Annotated in this window: 12 protein-coding genes; 9 read left to right on the top strand and 3 right to left on the bottom strand. The window is 73.4% G+C overall.

Features of this window, described 5'->3' with window-relative positions; genetic code table 11:
- Window positions 1–232: 232 nt before the first annotated feature.
- From ABD844_RS27685 to ABD844_RS27675, 3 genes are all read right to left on the bottom strand, one after another.
- The gene (locus ABD844_RS27685) at window positions 233–3,193 is read right to left on the bottom strand and encodes an AfsR/SARP family transcriptional regulator (protein ID WP_344884131.1); all 2,961 of its coding nucleotides are present in this window, start codon (window positions 3,191–3,193) and stop codon (window positions 233–235) included.
- Window positions 3,194–3,381: 188 nt separating this feature from the next.
- A complete protein-coding gene (locus tag ABD844_RS27680) occupies window positions 3,382–4,680 on the bottom strand; it encodes a hypothetical protein (protein WP_344884127.1) in 1,299 nt (432 codons plus the stop codon).
- A 156-nt stretch (window positions 4,681–4,836) separates the two neighbouring features.
- A complete protein-coding gene (locus tag ABD844_RS27675; RefSeq protein WP_344884125.1) occupies window positions 4,837–5,424 on the bottom strand; it encodes a TetR/AcrR family transcriptional regulator in 588 nt (195 codons plus the stop codon).
- 149 nt (window positions 5,425–5,573) lie between these two features.
- Between ABD844_RS27675 and ABD844_RS27670 the strand changes: the two genes are divergently transcribed.
- The 9 genes from ABD844_RS27670 (at window position 5,574) to ABD844_RS27630 (ending at window position 20,782) form a co-directional block, all read left to right on the top strand.
- Window positions 5,574–7,109 carry an MDR family MFS transporter gene (locus tag ABD844_RS27670; RefSeq protein ID WP_344884122.1) on the top strand — a complete coding sequence of 512 codons (1,536 nt, stop codon included), beginning with the start codon at window positions 5,574–5,576 and terminating at the stop codon, window positions 7,107–7,109.
- A gap of 166 nt (window positions 7,110–7,275) precedes the next feature.
- Complete coding sequence (locus tag ABD844_RS27665) at window positions 7,276–8,970, top strand: HAL/PAL/TAL family ammonia-lyase (RefSeq protein WP_344884119.1); 1,695 nt, start codon at window positions 7,276–7,278, stop codon at window positions 8,968–8,970.
- A 5-nt stretch (window positions 8,971–8,975) separates the two neighbouring features.
- Window positions 8,976–9,602, top strand: a complete 627-nt coding sequence (locus ABD844_RS27660) for a YoaK family protein (RefSeq protein WP_344884115.1) — start codon at window positions 8,976–8,978, stop codon at window positions 9,600–9,602.
- 268 nt (window positions 9,603–9,870) lie between these two features.
- Window positions 9,871–12,054, top strand: coding sequence for a VWA domain-containing protein (locus ABD844_RS27655; protein WP_344884112.1), 2,184 nt, complete (start codon window positions 9,871–9,873; stop codon window positions 12,052–12,054).
- Window positions 12,055–12,061: 7 nt separating this feature from the next.
- Window positions 12,062–15,175 carry a tubulin-like doman-containing protein gene (locus ABD844_RS27650; RefSeq protein WP_344884109.1) on the top strand — a complete coding sequence of 1,038 codons (3,114 nt, stop codon included), beginning with the start codon at window positions 12,062–12,064 and terminating at the stop codon, window positions 15,173–15,175.
- Window positions 15,168–17,072, top strand: a complete 1,905-nt coding sequence (locus ABD844_RS27645) for a hypothetical protein (protein ID WP_344884107.1) — start codon at window positions 15,168–15,170, stop codon at window positions 17,070–17,072. The genes ABD844_RS27650 and ABD844_RS27645 overlap by 8 nt, the downstream gene beginning before the upstream one ends.
- Window positions 17,062–18,048 carry a protein kinase family protein gene (locus tag ABD844_RS27640; protein ID WP_344884103.1) on the top strand — a complete coding sequence of 329 codons (987 nt, stop codon included), beginning with the start codon at window positions 17,062–17,064 and terminating at the stop codon, window positions 18,046–18,048. The genes ABD844_RS27645 and ABD844_RS27640 overlap by 11 nt, the downstream gene beginning before the upstream one ends.
- A complete protein-coding gene (locus tag ABD844_RS27635) occupies window positions 18,048–19,049 on the top strand; it encodes a hypothetical protein (protein ID WP_344884100.1) in 1,002 nt (333 codons plus the stop codon). Before ABD844_RS27640 ends, ABD844_RS27635 begins: the two co-directional genes overlap by 1 nt.
- Window positions 19,049–20,782 (top strand): hypothetical protein, encoded by a 1,734-nt coding sequence (locus tag ABD844_RS27630; protein ID WP_344884097.1) that lies wholly within the window; start codon window positions 19,049–19,051, stop codon window positions 20,780–20,782. The genes ABD844_RS27635 and ABD844_RS27630 overlap by 1 nt, the downstream gene beginning before the upstream one ends.
- Window positions 20,783–20,873 lie beyond the last annotated feature (91 nt).

Here is a 20,873-nt window from a genome sequence, read left to right as displayed (position 1 = left end):
GCGGCGGACCGGTGCGGCATGCGGGAACGTGCGCCACCGCGAACGCGCAGACCATCATCGAGCGGGCCGCCACCACTACACCGCGCACTCTTGGCCATGGGCGGCCCTGTCGCCGCGGGGCGTGCTCGTCGGCGAGGACACCAGGCCGGGTGGGAGGAGGCGCCCGTCGTCGTACGCCTCCTCGATCGAACCACCCGCCCCTGGCTGCCCGCCCCGGCCCACGGCGTGCGGGTCACTCGCCCAGGAGGCCGGCCACCTCCTTGGCCTCGACGGTGTCGCCGAACAGGGCGAGCGCCTCGCGCCAGGCCCCCTCCGACTCCTCGTGCCGTCCCAGCAGGGCGTAGGCCCGGCCGAGTTCCCTGAGCGTGCGGGCGCGCCACACCCGGGACCCGCCGTCGCTCAGCCCCGCCAGCGCCACGTGCAGGTGGCGGAGCGCTCGGTCGGGGTCGCCCTGCTCCAGCCGTACGACGCCCAGGGAGTGCCCGGCCAGCGCCTCCCCCACCATCTCCCCGCACTCCACGAACAGCCGCCGGCTCGCCGTCAGCGTCTCGACCGCCTCGTCGAAGCGGCCCAGCGCGCCCAGCGCCTCGCCCAGCCGGCGCAGCACCTTGCCGGCCTCGACGCGGTCGCCGTTCGCCTCGGCGGTCACCAGGCTCTCCCGGTAGCGGACGACGGCCTCGGCCGTCTCGCCCCTCTGGTGGAGTGCGGCGCCCAGAGCGCGCAGGAGGTGGCCGCGGACGACGTGGTCCTCCTCGCGGGTCACCGCCAGCCGCGCCCGCGCGATCTCGGCGGCCCGGCCGTACTCGCCGCGTTCGGCGTGGATCCAGACGGGCCAGGTCCACGCGTAGGCCAGGCCGGCGGTGTCTTCGTGGGCCTCCAGGAGGTCGATCGAGGCGTAGGTGTCGGTCAGGGCCTCGTCGACGCTGCCCGTCATGTGGCGGGCGGCGGCCCTGGCGACGAGCGCGTACGCGGTGCCGTGCGTGTCGCCGTCGCGGCTGAACTCCGCCAGCAGGTCACCGCACAGCTCCTCGGCCGGCAGGAAGTCGCCGCGCTCGATGTACACGCTGGCCAGCAGCAGCCGGGCCCGCCGCGTGGCGCGTTCGTCGCCGAGGGAGGTCACGATCTTCTGGACCTCCTCGGCGTCGTCCAGGAACCTGTCCATGATCAGATAGCCGGTGAAGTGGTGGGCCAGCTCGGTGGCGGTCTTGGCCAGGCCCAGCTCGGCGGCGCTGGTGAGGGCGAGCATCAGCGTGCGCCGCTCGGCCGCGAGCCAGGCCGCGCCCGCCCGTACGTCGGGGGCCGGGCCCGTCTCCGGCTCGCGCGCGTACGGCGGGGCCAGCGGGATCGGAATGCGCCGGGTGCCGTCCCTGGTTCGCCGCAGGCACTCCAGCACGTGCCGGGTCAGCGCCTCATCCCGCCGCCGGGGGGACTCCTCGGCCTCGGCCCGTTCGCGCGCGTACACGCGCAGCAGGTCGTGCAGGCGGTAGCGGGGCTGGCCGGCGCCGTCCACCTCGGTCGAGGTGAGCATGCCGCGGGTGACCAGCGTCTCCAGAGCCGCGTCAGCCTCCAGCGCGGGCACCCCGAGCAGCGCCGCGATCGACCACTCCGCGGCGCTGTCCAGCCCGGCCAGGCCCAGCAGCCGGAACGCGCGCCGCGCCGGATCGGGCAGCGCCGCGTAGCTCGGCTCGAACGTCGCCCGCACGTCCAGCCCGCCGACGACCAGCTCGTCGAGGCCGCGCCCAGCCAGGCGGGTGGCGAACTCGCTGACCGGCCAGACCGGCCGGGTGGCCAGGCGGGCGCCGACGACCCTGATGGCCAGCGGCAGCCGACCGCAGGCGCGCAGGATCTCCTCGGCCGCGCCGGGCGCCATGCCGATGCGGTCGGCGCCCGCCACCCGTTCCAGCAGCAGCAGGGCCTCCTTCTCGTCGGGCGGGTCGAGCGCGAGCCGTACGGCGCCTTCCAGAGCGGGCAGCCACGAGCGGGACGTCACCAGGACGGCGCCGCGGGCCGTGCCGGGCAGCAGATGGCGGAGCTGGGCCTCCTCGACGGCGTCGTCCAGGACGACCAGCACGGCCTGGTCGGCCAGGCGCTGGCGCAACAGCCGGGCGCGTTCCTCGATCGGGGCCGGGATGACCGCGCCGTCCACGCCGAGGGAGCGCAGCAGCACCTCCAGCAGTTCGCCGGGCTCGCGGGGGCCGAGCGCGTCCTGGCCGAGCCGGACGAAGAGCTGCCCGTCGGGGTAGTCGGCGCGCAGCAGGTGCGCCAGACGCACGGCCAGCGTGGTCTTGCCGACGCCGGGCAGCCCGGAAACGAGGACGATGGGCGGGCTGAGCCGGTCTGTGGCCGCCCGCATCAGCGACAGCAGCTCGGCGATCTCCGCCTCGCGGCCGACGAAGTCCGCGGTGTCGGCGGGGAGCTGGCAGAGCCGCTGGAACGGCGCGGGCATCGCCGGGCGCGCGTCGAGCTCGGCGTCCCCGGCCAGCAGCGCGGCGTGCAGGCGGCGCAGCTCCGGCCCCGGCTCGATGCCCAGCTCGGCGACCAGGATCTCGCGGGCCCGGCGGAACGCCTCCAGCGCCTCGTCGCGCCGCCCGCTCTGGTGCATGGCGACGACCAGTTGCTCCCACAGCCGCTCGCGCAGGGGGTGGGCCGCGACGAGGGCGCGCAGTTCGCCGACGAGGTCGTCGCGGCCGAGCGCGAGCCGTACGTCGATCCATTCCGACCTGGCCACCGCCAGGCGTTCCTCCAGTTCGGTGATGCGCGGGGCGAGGACGCCGCCGAGCGGGACGTCCTCGGCCGGGGCGCCCCGCCACAGGGCGATGGCGGCGGCGTACTCGCGATCTGCGGCGGACAGGTCGCCGGCCGCCTGGTCTCTGCGCGCCCGGCGCAGCCCCTCCTCGAACACCAGCAGGTCCAGGCTGCCTGGCGGCACCTCGCACACGTATCCGGAGCCTTCTGTGCGCAGCCGCAGGCCGCTGCCCTCCAGTCCGCGGCGGAGCTGGTGGACGTAGGTCTGGATGTTGGCCAGGGCCGAGCGCGGGGGATCGTCCCAGACGGCGGCGATCAGGCGGTCGGTGGAGACCGTGGTGTTGGGGTGCAGCAGGAGGGCGGCCATCAGGGCCCGCTGCTTGCGGCTGAGGCTGACCAGGCCGGAGGGGCCGCTCAGGCGGACGGTGCCCAAGATCTTGAAGTCCACTGGTCCTCCTCGTGCTCGATCGAAAGATCAGCTTTCCGGAAGGCAGTACACCCTTCGTTATCGGGTTTTGACAAACGCGGACGGCCGTGCGTTCGCTCCCCGGCATCGGCGACACCGGCCCGACCCTGATGTTCCGAGCAGTATAGGGGTCGGGCCCGCCTTGGAGGCGGCCATGAGCGCCCGTCGGGTCAGCGGACCTGGCGCACCCGGATCCCGTGCGCGTCGGCGCGCTCGACGCCGCCCGCGTCCACGTTCGTGATGGGGACCAGCCCGCGCACCTGACCGGTACGCCCCCCGTCCGTCATGCGGACGATCAGCAGGCCCGGGTCCATGCCGTGCGAGGAGTGCGGGTCGCCGGAGAGCGGGTTGGGGCCGCGGGTCGAGGCGAACACCCACGCCCGGTCGGGGGACGAGGCGAACAGGTCGACCGTCGGATCGGCGCTGAACGGCGACGTCAGCGACACCGTGCCGGTGTGCGCGCCGGTGCGGCCGTCGAAGACCTCCGCGACGTTGGCGTCCCTGTCACCCACCCAGACGTGGCGGTCTCTGGCGCTGACCGCGGTGCCGTGGGCGTCGCGCTCGGGCGCGTCGTCGTCGTAGAGGCGTTCGACGGGAGGCGTGTTGGGCGGGTTGGCGGCGGAGTAGCCGCCGCGCGGCAGCCGGAACACGCTGAACTGGTCGAGGTTTGCCGGTGTGCCGCCGCCCCCGTCGCCGAAGACGGCGCCCTTGGCCTCGACGAAGCCGCAGCCGTTCGCGGGCACGTGGGCGGCGTCGTACTCCCCCACGATGGCCATCGGTGTGGCCCGCCAGTCCACCACGAACAGGCCGCCGCCGCGCAGGCTGATGAACACCGGGCCGTTGTCGGAGGCGATGAACGGGCAGATCGGCGCGTTGTCGGGACGGATCGCGGGCGACTGGCAGGGGGCGCCGGACGGCGTGACGCAGGTGGCGAGGTCGAGCGTGGCGGCGGGCTCGTGGGTGAACGTGGCGGCGGCGTAGTCGGTGCGGACGCGTTCGAGCTTCTTGCCGTTCTGGTTGGCGATGACGAGGTAGCGGTCGTCATCGGTGGGCCACAGGGCGTGCGCCTGACGGGCGCCGCCGGCCCCGGCCTCCGTGGACAGGCAGGCGAGCGGCTGCCGGGAGGCCGCGTCGAAGACGACCACGTGGCCGCTGGCGACGAAGGCGAGCGCGGCGTGGGTCTCGGCCTTGTTGAACACGATCATGTGGGGCCTGACCGGGTTCCGTCCGGTGCGGGCCAGGCAGAGTGACGACGTGGCGCCGCCGAGGTCGATCACGTGCGCGGGGCGGGCGGCCGACAGGCGGCTGGTGACGTTCTCGCCGTCGTAGACGTTGATCGTGCCACCGTGGGTCAGGCCGTTGGTGTCGGACTGGTCGACCAGCCAGATCTCGTACGCGTCCCGTGGGGTTCCGGCCGCGCCCACGGTGAACGTCATCACGAGGGCGGCGATCGCGGCCGGCCATCTCATGGCGCCTCCCAGCTCGTCTTCTGCGGCGCGGGCTCGGCAGCGGGTTCGGACGGTGCGTGTTCTGCTCGGCCCCCTTCGGAGTGTCTCCGCCATCTCGTGACCGGACAAGGGATTGACATTTCACGACAGAAAGGTCAAGCGGGCGGCTGGGTGGTGTCAGGTGAAGCGGCGGGCCATCTGGTCGAGGGCCTGGGACGAGAGTTCGAGCAGGGTGCGGGACTCGTGATCGGCGCACCAGCGCTGCGTGGCGACCCTGAGTGCGGCCAGGAAGGCGGCCGTGGCCAGCTCTGGATCGACGCCGTCCCGGCCCGGCCCGCGTCCGGCCACCGCCCGGCTCAGCTCGCTCTCCAGGTGGACCCGCGCCGCCAACTGCCGGGCCAGCAGGGAGGGGTGGCGCATGGCCAGGCGGGCGCGCAGGTGCCACTCCCTGTCGGGGCCGCCGGACTCCTCGTACAGGCTCTCCAGGGCGCCGCGCAGCGCCCGCCAGGTGGAGTGCGCGGGCGGCTGCTCGCGTACGCGCCGCACGAGGGTGCCCAGGCGCCGCTCGTCGCCGTAGAGCAGCGCGTCCTCCTTGCCGTCGAAGTAGTTGGAGAACGTCCGCCGCGAGATGTTGGCGGCGTCGGCGATGGCCTCGACGGTGACGTTGTCGAGGCCGCGTTCGACGGTGAGCCGCAGCGCGGCCTCGTGCACCGCCTGGCGGGTCTCGGCCTTCTTGCGCTCACGCAACCCTGCTGTCGTGCCCATGATGAGTAACATCTTACCCATGGGGAATAAATTCTCAATGCGCAAAGTTGCCGCTTGAGCATGTATGGTGTCCGAGTCCTAACACTTCATCCCATGATCGGAGGTTGCGTGTGAGTGCCCAGCCGGCAGCGCCGTCCGCGGCGGAGCCGATGACCCACCGCCAAGTCCTCGAAGCCCTCAGCGGCCTGTTGCTCGCCCTGTTCGTGGCCATGCTCAGCGGCACCATCGTCTCGGTGGCGCTGCCGCAGATCATCGGCGCGCTCGACGGCAGCCAGTCGCAGTACACCTGGGTCGTCACCGCATCCCTGCTGGCCTCGACCGCCTCGACCCCCATCTGGGGCAAGCTCGCCGACCTGTTCAACAAGAAGCTGCTGCTCCAGATCTCCATCGTGATCTTCATGGTCAGCTCGCTGGCCTGCGGGTTCGCGCAGAACACGAGCCAGCTCATCGCCTTCCGCGCCGTCCAGGGCCTGGCCATGGGCGCGCTGCAGATCCTCGCCACGGTCATCATCGCCGCCATGATCACGCCCAAGGAGCGCGGCCGGTACAACGGCTACCTGGGCGCCGTCATGGCCGTGGCCACGGTCGGCGGCCCGCTGCTCGGCGGCCTCATCGCCGACGCCTCGTGGCTCGGCTGGCGCTGGTGCTTCTTCATCGCCGTGCCGTTCACCATCGCCGCGTTCGCGCTGCTGGCCAAGACGCTGCACCTCCCGACCGTCCGGCGCACGGACGTCAGCATCGACTACTGGGGCGCCACGCTCATCGCCGCGGGCGTCAGCGTGCTGCTCATCTGGGTCACCTTCGTCGGCAACTCCTTCGACTGGCTGTCGTGGCAGACCGCGGCCATGGCCGGTGGCGGCGTGCTGCTGCTCGCGGTGGCGACGTGGGTCGAGGCGAAGGTGCGCGAGCCGGTCGTGCCGCTGCACGTCATCAGCCGCCGTACGCCCGCCCTGGCCATCCTGGCCAGCCTCGCGGTCGGCATGGCCATGTTCGGCGGCTCGGTCTTCCTCGGCCAGTACTTCCAGATCGGCCGCGGGTACGGCCCCACCGCCGCCGGGCTGCTGACGATCCCGATGATGGCCGGTGTGCTGTTCTCCTCGACGATCAGCGGCAGAATGATCTCCAGGAGCGGCCGGACCAAGCCGTACATCCTCGCCGGGCTCGTCGTCCTGCTGGCCGGCTTCGTGGGTCTCGCGACCATCGATCACGAGACGAACCTGGTGCTGGTCTCGGTGTACATGCTGGCGGTCGGCATCGGCGTCGGCATGTCCATGCAGAACCTCGTGCTGGTGATCCAGAACACCGTTCCGCTGCGCGAGGTCGGGGCGGCCAGCGGGGCGATCACGTTCTTCCGCTCGCTGGGCGGCACGGTCGGCGTGTCGGTGCTCGGCGCGGTGCTGGCCAACCGGGTGGCGACCAACATCGCCGAGGGGCTGGCCGCGGCGGGCATCCCCGCCGGCGGGAGCGCGGCAGCGGGCAGCCTCAACATCGCCGCCCTGCCCGAGCCGGTCAAGGAGATCGTGCGCGCCGCGTACGGCGACGCCACCGGGCACATCTTCCTCATCTCGGCGGCCATCGCGGCCGTGGGGCTCGTCGCGGCGGCCTTCCTCAAGCCGGCCAAGCTGCGCGACAGCCTCGACCTGCCCGAGCAGGCCCCGCAGCAGGAGGCCGCCGCCCGCGCGTGACGCGCCCCGCCACAGCCCGGCTCGGGGCCCGGGTCGGCGGCTCGTCCAAAGGCCGGTCGAGAGCGGGTCAGCACTCCTCCCGACCGCGCCGAGCCGGCCCCCGAGCCTGTACACCACCGGTTATAACGGAGCGAAGTCGATCTTCCCCGTGGCGCCGGAGGGTACGTTGATCACCAAAGTCGCGCGGACGACCACCGGCCTGGGCCTGGTCGCCGCCCTGTGCGTCGTGCCGGGGCAGGCGGTCGCCGACCCCGTCGCGCCGCCGGCGGCCCCGGCCGTCCCCGCGAAGGTGCTGGACCTCGTGCTGGACGGGCGGTCGTTCTCGCTGCGTGACGCGTTCGCGATCCTGCGGGGCCGTCCGGTCTCCGCGCGGCTGACGCCGCAGGCGCGGGAGATCATGGCCAGGACACGGGCGGGCGCGCTGGCGGCCCTGCCCGGCCAGCGGGTGTACGGCTGGAACCAGGCGCTCGGGCCGCTGAAGGACCGTCCGCTCACGCCCGAGCAGGCCGAGCAGTTCCAGCGGAACGTGCTGCGCTCCCACGCCGCAGGAGTCGGCGACCCACTGCCCGACCACGTGGTACGGCTCGCCCTGATCCTCAAGGCCAACCAGATGGCCAGGGGGAAGGTCGGAGTCCGGCCCGAGGTGCCCCAGCGGCTGCTCGACCTGGTCAACGCCGGGGTCGTGCCGCGGATGCCGCAGATCGGCTCGCTGGGCACCGGCGACCTGCAACCGCAGGCCGCGGCCGGCCTGGCGGCGATCGGCGAGAACGCGCCCGTCCGCTTCATGGGCCAGGAGGGACCGGCCTCGGAGCTGCTGCCCAGGGCCGGACTGCCCAGGGACTTCACCCTCCAGGCCGGGGAGGCGCTGCCGATCGTCAGCGGCAGCACCGTGCTGGCCGCCACGCTCATGCACGCGGTCGACCGGGCCACCGTGCTGGCCGACCAGGCGGAGGCGGCCTTCGCCCTGTTCATGGAGGCGACCAGGGCCGAGCGGGGCTCGCTGGACGCCCGTACGCACGCCGAGCGCCACATCCCCGAGGAGAACGCGGTCAGCGCGCGGCTGCGGGCGATGGTGGCGGGCTCGCGCTGGATGACGGACGAGGGCCGCCGCAAGCTCGACCCGGCGAACTACGAGCCGCGCATCCAGGACTCGGTGGCGGTGCGGGCCGCGCCGCACATCCTGGCCGGGCTGCGCCACGAGATCGCCGACGCCCGCCGCACCCTCGTACGCGAGGCCAACTCCTCGAACTCCAACCCGCTGATCTTCCGGCGCGAGCAGGGCGAGGGGTACGAGTTCGTGATGGGCGGCAACTGGGACGGCTCCATGATGGGGCACGTGGCCGACAGCCTGAACGCGGAGATCACCGACGTCGGGGTGCTGTCGCAGGAGCTGTCAGGACGGCTGCTGTCGCCCCGCTGGAGCTACGGCCTGCCCGCGAACCTGGCCGGCGGGTCGGTCGGGCTCAACTCGGGGATGGTGCAGGTGCAGACGGTGGCCGCGGCGCTGATCCCGGAGATGCAGGCCAGGGCCACGCCCGCGGGGACGCTGTCGCGCCCGGTCAAGGACGGGCAGGAGGACCACAACACGATGGCCATGGCCTCGGCGCGAGACCTGCACGAGAACCTCGACCGGCTGGAGACCGTGCTGGCGGTGCAGTACCTGATGGCGGCCCAGGGCATCGACCTCATCGCGGGGAGGATGGCGCCGCTGCCGCTCGCCGCCGCCACGCGGGCGCTGCACGCCGAGCTGAGGAGGTACGTCACCCCGCTGGGCGACGACCGTTACATGACGCCCGACCTGGAGCGGGTCATCCGGCTGGTCCGCGAGCGCCGCCTGACGCGGCCCGCCGACGCGGTCTGAGGAGCATGTCGTCCGGCCGCCGCCTGCCCGTCCTGAGCCTCGCCTTGGCGTCCGGCGCCGTGGACGCCTTCACCTTCCTCTCCCTGGGTGAGGTCTTCACCGCCAACATGACGGGGAACCTGGTGCTGCTCGGCGTCTCGGCGGGCCATTCCCGGCTCTCCGACGCCGTCGGCTCGCTGGTGGCGTTCGTCGCCTTCACCTGCGCGCTGGCCACCGTCCTGCGTCTGACCAGGACGGCGGCCAAGGGCTGGAGCGCCCGTACGAGGCTGTCCCTGGGCGCGGAGCTGGCCCTGCTGGCCGTGCTGGCCGTGGGCTGGGCGGCGGGCGCGCCCCGGCTGCCGCTGATCGCCACCGCCGCGCTGGCCATGGGCGTCCAGAGCGCGGTGACCAACCGGCTGCACACCTTCGTGGGCTCGACGACGTTCATCACGGGCGCGCTGACCAGCGCGCTCGCCCGGCACCTCACCCCGGGCACCGGGCAGCCGCACGTGCCCGAGCTGGTGGCCGTGCTGGCCGCGCTGGCGCTCGGGGCGGCGGCGACCACGGTCGTGCTGCGGGTGTTCCCGCCGGTGGCCCCGGTGATCGCGCTGCTGGCCGTGGCGCTCGCCCTGGCCTCCAGCGACCGCGCATGAGAGGTGTTTCCGCATCAGGCCGGGCCGATCCCGTGCGTGCCGCGTATCCCGTGCTTTTTCCCCGGCCTGGAATCCGTTCCAAGTCGTAGGATCTCTTTATGCGGGGCAGGTTATTTCAATTTCGGACACTCATTTTCCGGCAATCGTTAAGACCGTAATCGCGGCAGAAACTTCTCGGGGCCTCTCTCCGTTCAGCGGATAAGAAAAACGGCAACTGCGAGGAAATGTGCGCGTCACTTCATCCCTCAGGTTCCTTTTCGCGTCGGCTGTGGCCGCCGCCGCAGTGCTCGTCCCCGCCGCCGCGCAGGCGGCTCCCTCCCACGCGCCCTCCGACGTCAAGCCCGTCCGCGTGGTCGTCCTGGTCGACGAGTCGGGCAGCCTGAGCGGCCAGGACGTCACCCGCGAGCGGGCCGCCGCGCAGCTCATCGCGCTCGGCGAGCTGTCGCCCCAGTCGCAGGTGGCGGTGGTGGGTTTCGGCAGCTCCAACGGTCCCGGCCAGTCGGCCGTCGACATCGTCTGCCCGCTGACCGGGGTGGAGACCGCGCAGGATCGCGAGTCGCTCAGCCGGTGCGTGGAGAAACTGCGCCGCCGGGGCACGGAGGACGGCAACGACACCGACCACGCCGCCGCGCTCGATCAGGCGCTCGACATCATGAACGAGCCCGACGACCAGCAGCGGGCCAAGATTGTCTTTCTGCTCACCGACGGCGTGCTCGACGTCCGCAACAGCCCTCAGTACGGCGCCGACGGCCAGTCGCGCAACCGCAACGCCCAGACGCAGATCGCGGGCAGCCTCCAGGACGCCCAGCGGGCCAAGGTGCAGATCTGGCCGCTGGGCTTCGGCTCGGCCGACAAGGCCAGCCTCGACGCGTTCGCCGCCGGCGGCTGGCGGCAGCCCTGCGGCGAGCAGGAGACGGCCACCCCGCGGGCGAGGGTGGTGGCCGGGTCGGCGGACGTCGAGCGCTCGCTGCTGGAGGCGTTCGCGTACGCCAGGTGCGCCGGCATCGGCGAGTCGGTGACCGATTCACTCGAGGCGGGCGCCACGGTCGATCTCCATGTCAAGATCCCGATCATCGCGACCGACGGCTCGATCGTCGTGGTCAAGCGCGACCCGCGCATCCAGGTCACCTACTTCGACCCCGACGGCAACCAGGCGCCCGACGACGGCGAGGCCAACGAGTCGGGCTTCCAGCGCGTCGGCAAGTCCGGCCCGGTCGACTCGCTGCGCATCCGCAACCCGGTGCCCGGCGAGTGGCGCGTCCAGCTCAGGTCGCCGCCGGGCGTCAGCCGCCAGGACGTCAGCGCGACCGTGGTGTGGCAGGGCGCGCTGCGGGCCTCGATCTCCCTCGGCAACCCCCGTCCGCGGCCCGGCGATCGGGTGACCGTACGGCTGCGCCTGCAGACCAGGACGGGCACGATCACCGACCCGGCGGCGCTGGCGGGCCTGCGGTTCTCGGCGCGCGTGTCCGGCGACGGCTTCCAGGAGACGCCGGTCGAGCTGGGCGACACCGGCGACGACCCCGACCGGGCCAAGGACGACGGCGAGTTCTCCGGCCAGGTCGTCATCCCCGCCACCGCAACGGGCGCGCTGTCCTTCCTGGGCCGGGTGACGGGGCCGGGCGTGGCCGGCGACGAGCGTCCGTACGAGACCCGCATCGCGGGACCCGCCGACCGGATCCGTGCCCAGGTGCACCTCGGCACGGCCACCGTCGAGCCGGGCGGCGAGGTCTCCGGCACGGTCCGGGTCACCAACGACGCCGAGCCCGCGCCGCTCGACCTGCGGCTCGTGGACGTCCCCGGCACGGTGATCCTGTCGCCTCCTCAGCGGTTCCAGGCGCCCTCGGGGGCCTCCGAGCACGCCTTCACGATCCGCGTCGGCCCCGACGCGGCCGAGGGCCGCACCGGCGGCTCGGTGCAGGTGGTCGACGCGGCCGGGCAGATGGTGGCCGAGGAGTTCGTGGACGTGGAGGTGCGGGCGCCGACCCCGCTGTGGCGGCGGGCGCTCCAGGCGCTGCTGATCCTCCTGGTGATCGTGGCGGTCGCGGTGCCGATCCTGCTGGCCATGCGGCGCGCACGGCGCGAGACCGCCGACCCCAGCGACCTCACCCTCCACCTGCTCGAACGGCCCGGCGGCCCGTTCGTCAGCCGGCTCCAGGCGCCCATCGGCGCGGGCTCCGAGTTCACCTTCGACGTCAGGGACGGCAACCTGGTGGGCACGTTCGGCACCGGCTACGCGGTACGCCGGGGCGAGGGCGGGGCCGTGCTGATCCGCGACCCGTCGGGGCGGCAGCTCGGCCCGCTGTTCCCCGGCCGGTCGATCCCCCTGTCGGAGCACTACCACCTGGGCGTGGAAGACGGCCGGGTCGGCGGCACGGAGCAGCCCGCGTACGGCGTGGGCGAGCCGCGGCAGAGCAGGACCTCCAGACCGATGCCAGGCGACGACCTGTTGTGAGGAGCGCATGAGGATCTTCGATCCGATGATGTTCGTGGGGCTCGGCGGCACCGGCTGCCGGGTCGGGGTGGAGCTGGAGCGCTGGCTGCGTGACGAGCTGTGCGGTCCGGACGGCATGGACCTGATCAGGAACTTCAGATGGCAGAACTACCTGCCCTACGAGCTGCCCTCCTGTCTGCAGTTCGTCTACGTCGACCTCAACGAGGACGAGCTGAACCGTACGCGCCGCCGGGTCGTGCCCACCGAGAAGGAGCTCCCCGCGGCCGGCCGCACCGCGCACCTGATCTACGACGTGGTGCCGAAGTTCGACTCCTACCCGGAGGTGGCCCGCAACCTGCGCGCCACGCTGAGCGACCACGTCAAGGACTGGCTGCCGCCGCGCGAGCAGGAGCCGCTCATCGCGCCGCTGATGCGCGGCGCCGGGCAGCTCCCCACGGTGGCCAGGGCGGCGCTGTTCGAGCGCATGCGGCACGGCACCGGCCCGGTGGTGCAGGGCGTGGAGGACGCCATCGGCGCGATCAGCAACTCGGGCAGCGAGCTGGCCGCGCTGGGCGGCCGGCTGCGGCGCAGTTGCGACGTGTTCGTGGCCTTCTCCGTGGCGGGCGGCACCGGCAGCGGCGTCTTCTACGACTACCTGCACCTGATCGGCGACGCCTTCGCCCGCAGCGGCATCAGGGCGCGCGTCTACCCACTGGTCGTCATGCCGTCGGCGTTCGCCGAGGGCAGGGGCGGCGGCCGGCGGGCCCGGCTGAACGCCGGCTCCAGCCTGCTCGACCTGTTCCGGCTGGTCGACGACCAGAACGCGCCGCACGCGGGCACGCAGGTGGACGAAGAGGGCATCGCCGGCGAGCTGGGCGTGCGCTACCCCGTCAGGGGCGAGGTGCGCCTGGCCACCGGCACCGTGCAGACCGCGTTCCTGTTCACCATGCCGCCCGGCGTCGAGCGCGACGACCTGCACCGCTCGGTCGCCTCGCTGATCGTCTCCCTGGCCGCCACCCGGCAGGGCACCGCCGCGGAGGCCGCCGGCGGCATGGAGGACCGCGGCGAGGCGTCCTTCGCCGACGACTTCATCAACCGGGCCGTCGAGCGGGAGGTCCCGGCCGCCTCCGGCATCGGCAACCGGGGCGTCTCCACGTCGTTCGTCTCGTCCATGACCGTGCCCGTCGAGGAGCTGGCCGACCTGGTCAGCTCGCGGCTGCTGGCCCGCGCGGTGACGCAGCTCGACACGGTGCCGCCGGGCGCCGCCGAGACCAACGTCGACGAGATCCGGCGCATGTTCACCACCACCAACCTCGAACCGCTCCACACCCGCGAGGCGCTGCCGCTGCCGGAGACGCGGCCCGCCACCGGCGCGGCCGAGGTCCAGAAGGCGCTGGCCAACCGGATCAGGGCGATGGAGGACAACCTGGCCTCGCTGGAGCGGCGGCTCAGCCGGGTCGTGCCGACCATGGCCCAGGAGATGGACGTGCGCCGCGGGGCGATCGCGGGGCTCGGCCACGTCGACCCGTTCCGGCTGCGGCGGGTGATCGTGGGCCTGCCCGGCGACGTGCACGAGGCCGACCGGCTGGGCTTCGCCGGGCTGCTGGACCAGCGCAGGGCCCAGCCGCGCAAGCCGTACGAGAACATGTCCGAGGCTCCCCCGCAGCCGCGCCCGATGCGAGACCGGCTCTTCCGCAAGGTGCAGTGGTCCGACCCCGAGGTCCAGGGCTCGCTCGCCGACCAGGAGGCGTGGTATCTGTGGCGCAGCCAGGGGCTCTGGCACCGGGCGTGGGCCGACCAGATGCCCCGCTGGGAGCCGCGGCGCAAGCAGCTCCTGCGCGAGGTGCGCGAGTTCACGCAGGCGTTCGTCGAGCACGCCGAGGCCGACCCCGAGCGCTTCGCGCGCCGCGCGGGCGAGCTGTACGAGACCCGCGTGGGCGTCTACCACCTGCTGCCACCGGCCGGCGCCGAGGCGTTCTACGACACGGTGGTGCGCCGCTTCGTCGACGTGTTCGTCTCCCGGCAGTTGCTGCGCCCGACCGACGCGGAGGCCGGCGTGGTCAACGTGCTGGTCGGCGCCGAGGGCTGGCGGCACGCCTACGACCTGGCCTGGCGCACCGGCAAGCCGGCCGAGGCGCTCGACTGGGTGCGCGACCGGCTCAAGCTGGAGGTGAAGAAGCTCTTCAAGGACCGCGACGAGGCGTCCGCGCTGGGCGAGCCGCCGCTGCTGCCGTCGCTGGCCGACCTCCTGGCCCAGGCGGCGGGGGCCGGGGGCGACGACCCGCACGTGCGGCAGTTCCAGCTCAAGCTGGCCGACCTGGTGCCGGGCGGTTTCACCCCCGACGGCACGGGCGACCTGAAGGTGCTGGTCTCCTATCCCGCCCCGGCCAAGGACCTCGACCTGGAGCGGTTCCTGAAGGAGCGGATCGACCTGCCGGGGGCGCCCGACTTCCGCAACATCGACGCCGACTCGGTGACGGTCGTGCAGGTGCGTACCTCGATGAGCGTCACCCAGGTCCGCGAGCTGCGGGAGGTGCTCCATAGCTGGGGCGACGCGCTGCGCGACGAGCGGCCGCAGGACCACCTGAAGTGGCGCCAGCGGCTGGGCTACGACTTCGGCTACCTGGCCACGACGGAGGAGCACCGGGTCCGCATCCTGCACCGGCTGCTCTGCCTGCTCTGGAACGGCCGGGTCGGCGTGGTGGAGGGCGAGCCGGACTCGCCGTCACGGATCCGGATCGACGTCGAGGGCGGCTCGATGACGCTCCCGCTGACCGGGTACGGCAGGGCGTCGTCCTGGCCGAGCGTGCTGCGCGCGTACGAGCAGTGGGTGATCGGCGGCGACGAGGAGTTCCGCGGCCTCGTCAGCGACCAGCTCATGAACGCGCTCCCGACCGGCCTGGCGGGCGCACTGAGCGTGCCGCACCCGCTCTACCACCAGGTCACCGGCATGGCCGCCGACCAGCTCGGCCTGCTGGAGATCATGGCGCCCAAGCTGCCGTCGGGCGCGCGCAACCGCGCCGACCAGCTCATCGCCTTCTGGGCGCACACCCTGCCCGCGGCGCGCGACCTGCCGTTCGAGCGCGTCGGCGAGGCAGTGGCCTACAACCTGCGCGATCTGGAGGCGCTGGTCGGTGAATGAACACGGAGGAAGCACAGGAGAGTCCACGGTCGTGCTGCTCGACCTGCGCAAGGGCGAGCCCGAGCGGCTGGGCGGCCGGATGCTGGTCGTGGCCGGCACCGAGCTGCTGGCCGGCTCCCAGCAGGTGCTGCAAGACGTGCTCAGCTCGCGCCTGGTCAGGTCGGTGCTGGTCGTGGCGGTGGGGCCGGACCTGCGGCTGCCCCCGGCGCTCGACGGCGAGGGCCGCCGGGTGCTGTGGGTGGGCGACCCGTGCGGCATCCTGTGGAACGCCGACACCGGCGAGGCGGCGCACGGGCCGGGGGTCAGCTCCGAGACCATCCTGATCGACCTGCTGAGCCAGCCGGAGGTCTTCGACGAGGTGGTCGACGAGCTGGGCGACATCCCGTACGGCACCGCCTCGCCGGGCTGGCGCATCGTGGCCGGCCGCATCGACCCCGAGGTGCTCGCGCAGGCGTTCCACGAGGTGGCCGAGCGCTTCGACGGGCCCGTCCAGCCCGACACCGCCGCGTTCAGCTCGCCGCTGGCCGACGCGCTGCCCATGCTCAGCGGCACCGTGGACCTGCCCGCCGACCTGCTCGACGCGCTCGTCCCCGAGGGCCGGACGGAGCGCCTCTACCGGCGGGCCGCCGAGCAGATCGACCGGGCCACCCGCGCGCTCGACGACCTGGGCTACTTCCACGGGGCCCCGGTCCTGGCCGCGATCGCGGACGAGGTGGTCGCGGCGGGCCGGGCGCTGGCCGAGTTCCGCGAGGCCGTCGCCCGGCTGTTCGCGGAGATCGACCACACCGACGAGGCCGCCGCCGACCGGCTGGCCGAGTACGGCGTCAAGTTCGCCACCCCGGCCGGCATGGGGCACCGCGAGATCGTCGGCGAGTTGCGTACCGATGTGGAGTCGGCGCTGGCCGAGCGCAAGAGCCTGACGCGGCTGGTGTCGCGGCTGCGCCTGCTGGCCGACCACAGCGCGCCCATCGGCAGCGCCGCCTTCGTCGACGACCTGTGGCGGATCTGCCCCGACGAGCTGCTCAACGCACTGCACGCGCCGGCCCCGTTCCCGGCCGGGCTGATCGACCGCTTCGTCCTCTGGCGGCGTTCGCGGGCCTGGTGGCGCGAGCAGCTCGCGCTCGGCCACGCGAGGACGGCGCTGGACGAGCTGCGCTCACGGCTGGAGCGGGTCGCGGCCAGCGAGTGGATGCTCGGCGAGGCCCGGATGCACACCTCCGACGCCGCCCGCACGCTGGCGGCGTCGCTGGGCGAGATCTGCGTACGGGTGGCCGGCACGCTGAACGACTGGAGCAAGGCCGAGGCCGGTCAGGCCGCCGCCGCGGCGGCGCTCGACGAGGAGGTCACCGTACGCCTGCGCGACCGCGGCGGCCAGCTCCGCGAGGTCATCACCGGCGACCTGCTCGACGCGGTGACCGGCTGGCTGGAGCCCGGCTGGACCTCGCTGGAGCACGGCGACTACCGCGACGCCCAGGCCGGGCTGGAGCGCCGGGTGGACGAGACGCTGCGGCAGTACCGCTACCACCTGGTCCACAAGGGCGTGCAGGAACGCCCCGGCTTCGGCCCAGGAGACGGCCCAGGAGACGGCAGAGGCGACGGCGCCGCGTCCGGCGGGCGACAGGAGCTGGTGGACGCGGTGTGGCGGCAGTCGCAGCAGGTCGTACGGGCTCTGGAGGTCCCGCCGAGCGGGCAGATGCTGCAGTTGTGCGGTGACCGCGACCTGGCGGCGCTGCTGCGGCAGGCGTACGCGGTGCGCTTCGCGCCCAGGGCGGTACGCGGCCAGGGCAACCCGCCGGGCGTCGTGTGGACCAGGTCGGGCCAGTACGCCGGCACGCTGCGCCTGGTGCCGCTGCGTCCAGGGACGGTGGAGGAGAACTGGAGTGGGGATGGAACCTGAGCCGCTGACCTTCGTCACGCCCGAAGGTGACGAGGTGACCTGGGAGGTGGAGGCGGAGCCGTACCACGACCCGTTCGAGCGGCGGCTGACCCTCGTCGTCCAGGGCGCCAGGCTCGTGCAGCGGCGGGTGCCCAGGGCGGCGGGACGCGAGCGCGAGTACCTGTACGACCTGCTGGAGAACGAGGCCCGCATGGGCGCCCGGCTGCTCGCCCGGCTGCGCCGCGCCTACCCGCCCGAGCTGCCCCGGCTGATGGGCTACAGCATGGACGCGGAGGAGCCGTTCGTGCTGCTGTCCGACCGGCGGGGCGAGCCGGTGAGCCGCCACTTCGGCGCGCTGCTGATCGCCGAGCAGCGGGCTCTGCAGGCGAGCCTGTTCCGGGCGGTGCGCATCCTGGCCGCCTGCGGCATCGTGCACCGGCGCATCGAGCCGGGCACCGTACGGTGGGACGGCGCCTCGGTGCTGCTCACCGACCTGGGGCACGCCACGCTCGCCGGCGACCGGCGGCTGCGGCTGGGCGAGCCGCCCTACGCCTGCCCGGCCCAGCGCGAGGGCACCGGTCACGCCTCCTCGGCCGACGACCTGTGGAGCGCGGGCATGGTGCTCTACCGCACGGTCACCGGCCGCGAGATCGCCGGCCTGCCCGACTTCGCCGCCGCTCCGGCGCTCCAGCCCATCCACGACGTCTTCTCCGGCTCGCCGCCGTCGGCGCAGGAGGTGCTCAACCGGCTGCGGGTGCCCGACCCGATGCAGTCGATCCCGGTCGAGCAGGACCTCAAGCTGGAGGAGGGCCGGGCCGCCTTCGACCAGGCGCGCAAGGCCAGGCGCGACCCCGACGCCGTCGAGCGGACGGCCGTCCACCCCGTCAAGGAAGCAGCACCGCAGGAGGAGGAGCCGCCCCGGCCCCCGTGGGCGCGCTGGCTGCCGCTGGCCGTGCTGGTCGTCCTGCTCGTCGTCCTGTGGGTGGTGACCCGGTGATGCTCTGCCCGATCTGCCTGCACGAGTTCGACTGGAGCGAGGACGAGCTCTACGAGCGCACCCCGGCCGGCCAGTACCGGCGGCTCGACCTCGACGACGTGAGCGAGGCCCTGCGGGAGGACCTGCTGCGCGCCGCCCACGTACGCTGCCCGGCCCCGGTGTCCGACCCGAGCCTGGAGCACCACCTGCCCTACACCTATGTCCGGCACGGCCGCCCGCTGGTGATCGGGCTGGTCGGCGGGCCGGAGACGGGCAAGACCCACCTGCTGGCCGCCATGATCGGGGCCATCGAGCAGGGCGGGCTGCGGCCGTACGGGCTGACCGCGGACGCGGTGGACATCGAACGGCACGCCGAGTACGTCGACACGTACGTGCATCCGCTGCTGGTGGAGCGGATCGCGCTGTCGCGCACCACCCACCGGGCCACCGCGGAGCCGATGGACGCGCTGCTGGTCAACGACGGCCGGCACACCACCGCGGTGGCCTTCTTCGACATCGCCGGCGAGTTGCTGCGCAGCACCACCCACGAGGCGACCAGGTTCATCCCGGCCGTCGGCGGGCTGCTGTTCGTGATCGACGCCGCCACCAGGTCCGCCAGGATGGGCGACGACTCCTTCCGCGCCGTGCTCGACCGGCTGCCCAAGAGCGGCGGGCGGCTGGACGTCCCGGCCGCCATCGCGATCACCAAGAGCGACGCGGTGCGATTCCAGGCGCCGGTGGACGCCTGGCTCTACGCCGAGCCGGACGGGCTCGACCCGGACGCCGTCCTGGCCGAGAGCCGCGACGCGTACGCCTTCCTGCACCGGCGGGGCGCGCAGGCGTGGCTCAGCCCGTACGACAAGTGCCGCAGGTGCACCCTGCACTTCGTCTCGGCGACGGGGGGCGCCGCCGCCGAGGGGCGCTTTCCCCGGGGTGTCCGGCCCCGGCGCGTCCTCGAACCCCTGGTCTCGCTCTTCGCCATGACCGGCGTCCTGCGCGGCCATCCGGAGGTGGGAATCTGATGGGCCCTGACTCCAGCGTCGACTGGATCCAGTTCGCGTGGGACGAGCGGCGTACCGGGCTGGGCCCCGTGCGTTCCTCCCTGCGAGATGCCGACACCCGGGGTTGGTACGACCGGCTCGGGCCCTGGCTCGACCCCGGCCCCGCCGCGCTGGCGAGCGTGTGCCGGCTGCTGGTGGACGGGCGGGTGGCGGTGCTCTCGCGCACGCGGACCGACGGGTCGGACAGCAGGCGGACGATCCAGGTCCAGGCATACCTGGGCGAGCCGGCCACGCTGCCCTCGGCCATGCCGAACGTACGCCAGGCGCTGGCCCTGGCGCCCGGCTGGGCGGCCCGGCTGCCCGACGCCGACGAGCCGCTCGACCTGCGGGTGCTGCTCGAGCCGTTCAAGGAGGCCAACCGGGCGCTCAACCGGCGGGCCATGGCGGAGGCGGCGGCGCTGGCGCCGATCGTCTCGCAGTGCCTGCGCACGCCAGGGAAGGCGCTCTCGGTGGGCTCCCGCGGAGATACCGTGGTGCAGCTCTGGGGGCTGGTGGACATCCTCGACCGGGTGCTCGGGCACCATCCCGAGACGTTCTCCACGTACGAGAGCGACGATCTGAAGCTGGGCGCCGAGGTCATCTTCCTGCCGCAGTGGCCGGGGATGTCGGCGCAGGGGGCGTACCGGGAGCGGGTGGACCTGCGCTATCCCGACCTCGACGACACGTACGGCGTGATCGCGGTGATGGTCGTGGACGCGTACGCGCGGGACGAGTTGGTGCCGCTGCTGCGGCGGTTGGGCATCGGCGACGAGACGCCGCTGGAGGAGCGGATCCGGCGGCTCGACGCGGGCACCCACGACGCGACGGCGCTGATCGCCCGGCCCGCCCAGCCCGCCCAGTCCGCACGGCCCGCCGAGGAGGCGCCCGCGACGGCGGCGGCCGAGACCGGCGCGAACGAGACCGGGACGGGTGAGGTCGCGGCCGACGAGATCGGGACGGAGCAGACCTGGGCGGACGACACCTGGGCGCCACGCCCTCGGTCCCGCTCGCAGTCCGGCCCTCAGTCCGGGTCACAGCCCAGGTCACAGCCCGGATCACAGCCCGGATCACAGGCCGGATCACAGGCCGAGTCGCGGTCCCGCTCGCAGCCCCGTCCTCAGTCGCGCACGCGGCAGTCGCCGTCCCGCGCCCCGGCGGCGTCCTCGAACCCCTACCGCCGGACGTCCCAGCCCCGGCAGGCGGCGGCTGAGACGTTCCGGCCCGCGCAGGCGGCGCCCCAGGCCCCGGTGGAGGGCCAGGCGCAGGCGGGGACGCAGGCTCACCCGGCCGCCGCGCCGCCGCTGCCACTGCCGTCGCCATCGCCATCGCCATCGCCATCGCCGTCGCCGTCGCCGGACGACGGTCCCGGCGCGCAGTCTCTCGCCGCCCGCGACGACTTCGAGGGCTTCCTGGCCGACCTGGCCCAGGCCACCACCGCCAAGCACGCGTGGGCGATCCTGCGCGACGTACGCGTGTGGGCCGCCACCCGCCAACCTGCCGAGGTGCGCTCCCGAGTGTTCGTCCTGGTCCCCGACCTGGAGCGCCTCCTGCATGAGAGCCAGATCAACCCGGTGCTGAGCGACCTGCTCAACCCCGACGCCCCGTCCACCGCCGGGCCCCGCCGATCGGGCTGGCTCGACCCCAAGTGGCTGATCCTGGCCGCGGTGCTGTCGATCGTGCTCGTGCTCCAGATCGTGAACCTGATCCTCCCCTGACCGACCTGCCCCGAGCGATCGGCCGGGTGAGCGCGTTCGGCTGAGTGGTCACTCAGCGTGGAGACCGGAGGGGTTACTCACCGGTTACGAA

The sequence above is a fragment of the Nonomuraea antimicrobica genome, from assembly GCF_039536965.1.
GTDB lineage: Bacteria > Actinomycetota > Actinomycetes > Streptosporangiales > Streptosporangiaceae > Nonomuraea > Nonomuraea antimicrobica.
Note: the sequence above shows the minus strand (reverse complement) of the source record. Positions and strands in the feature narration are given on the sequence as shown.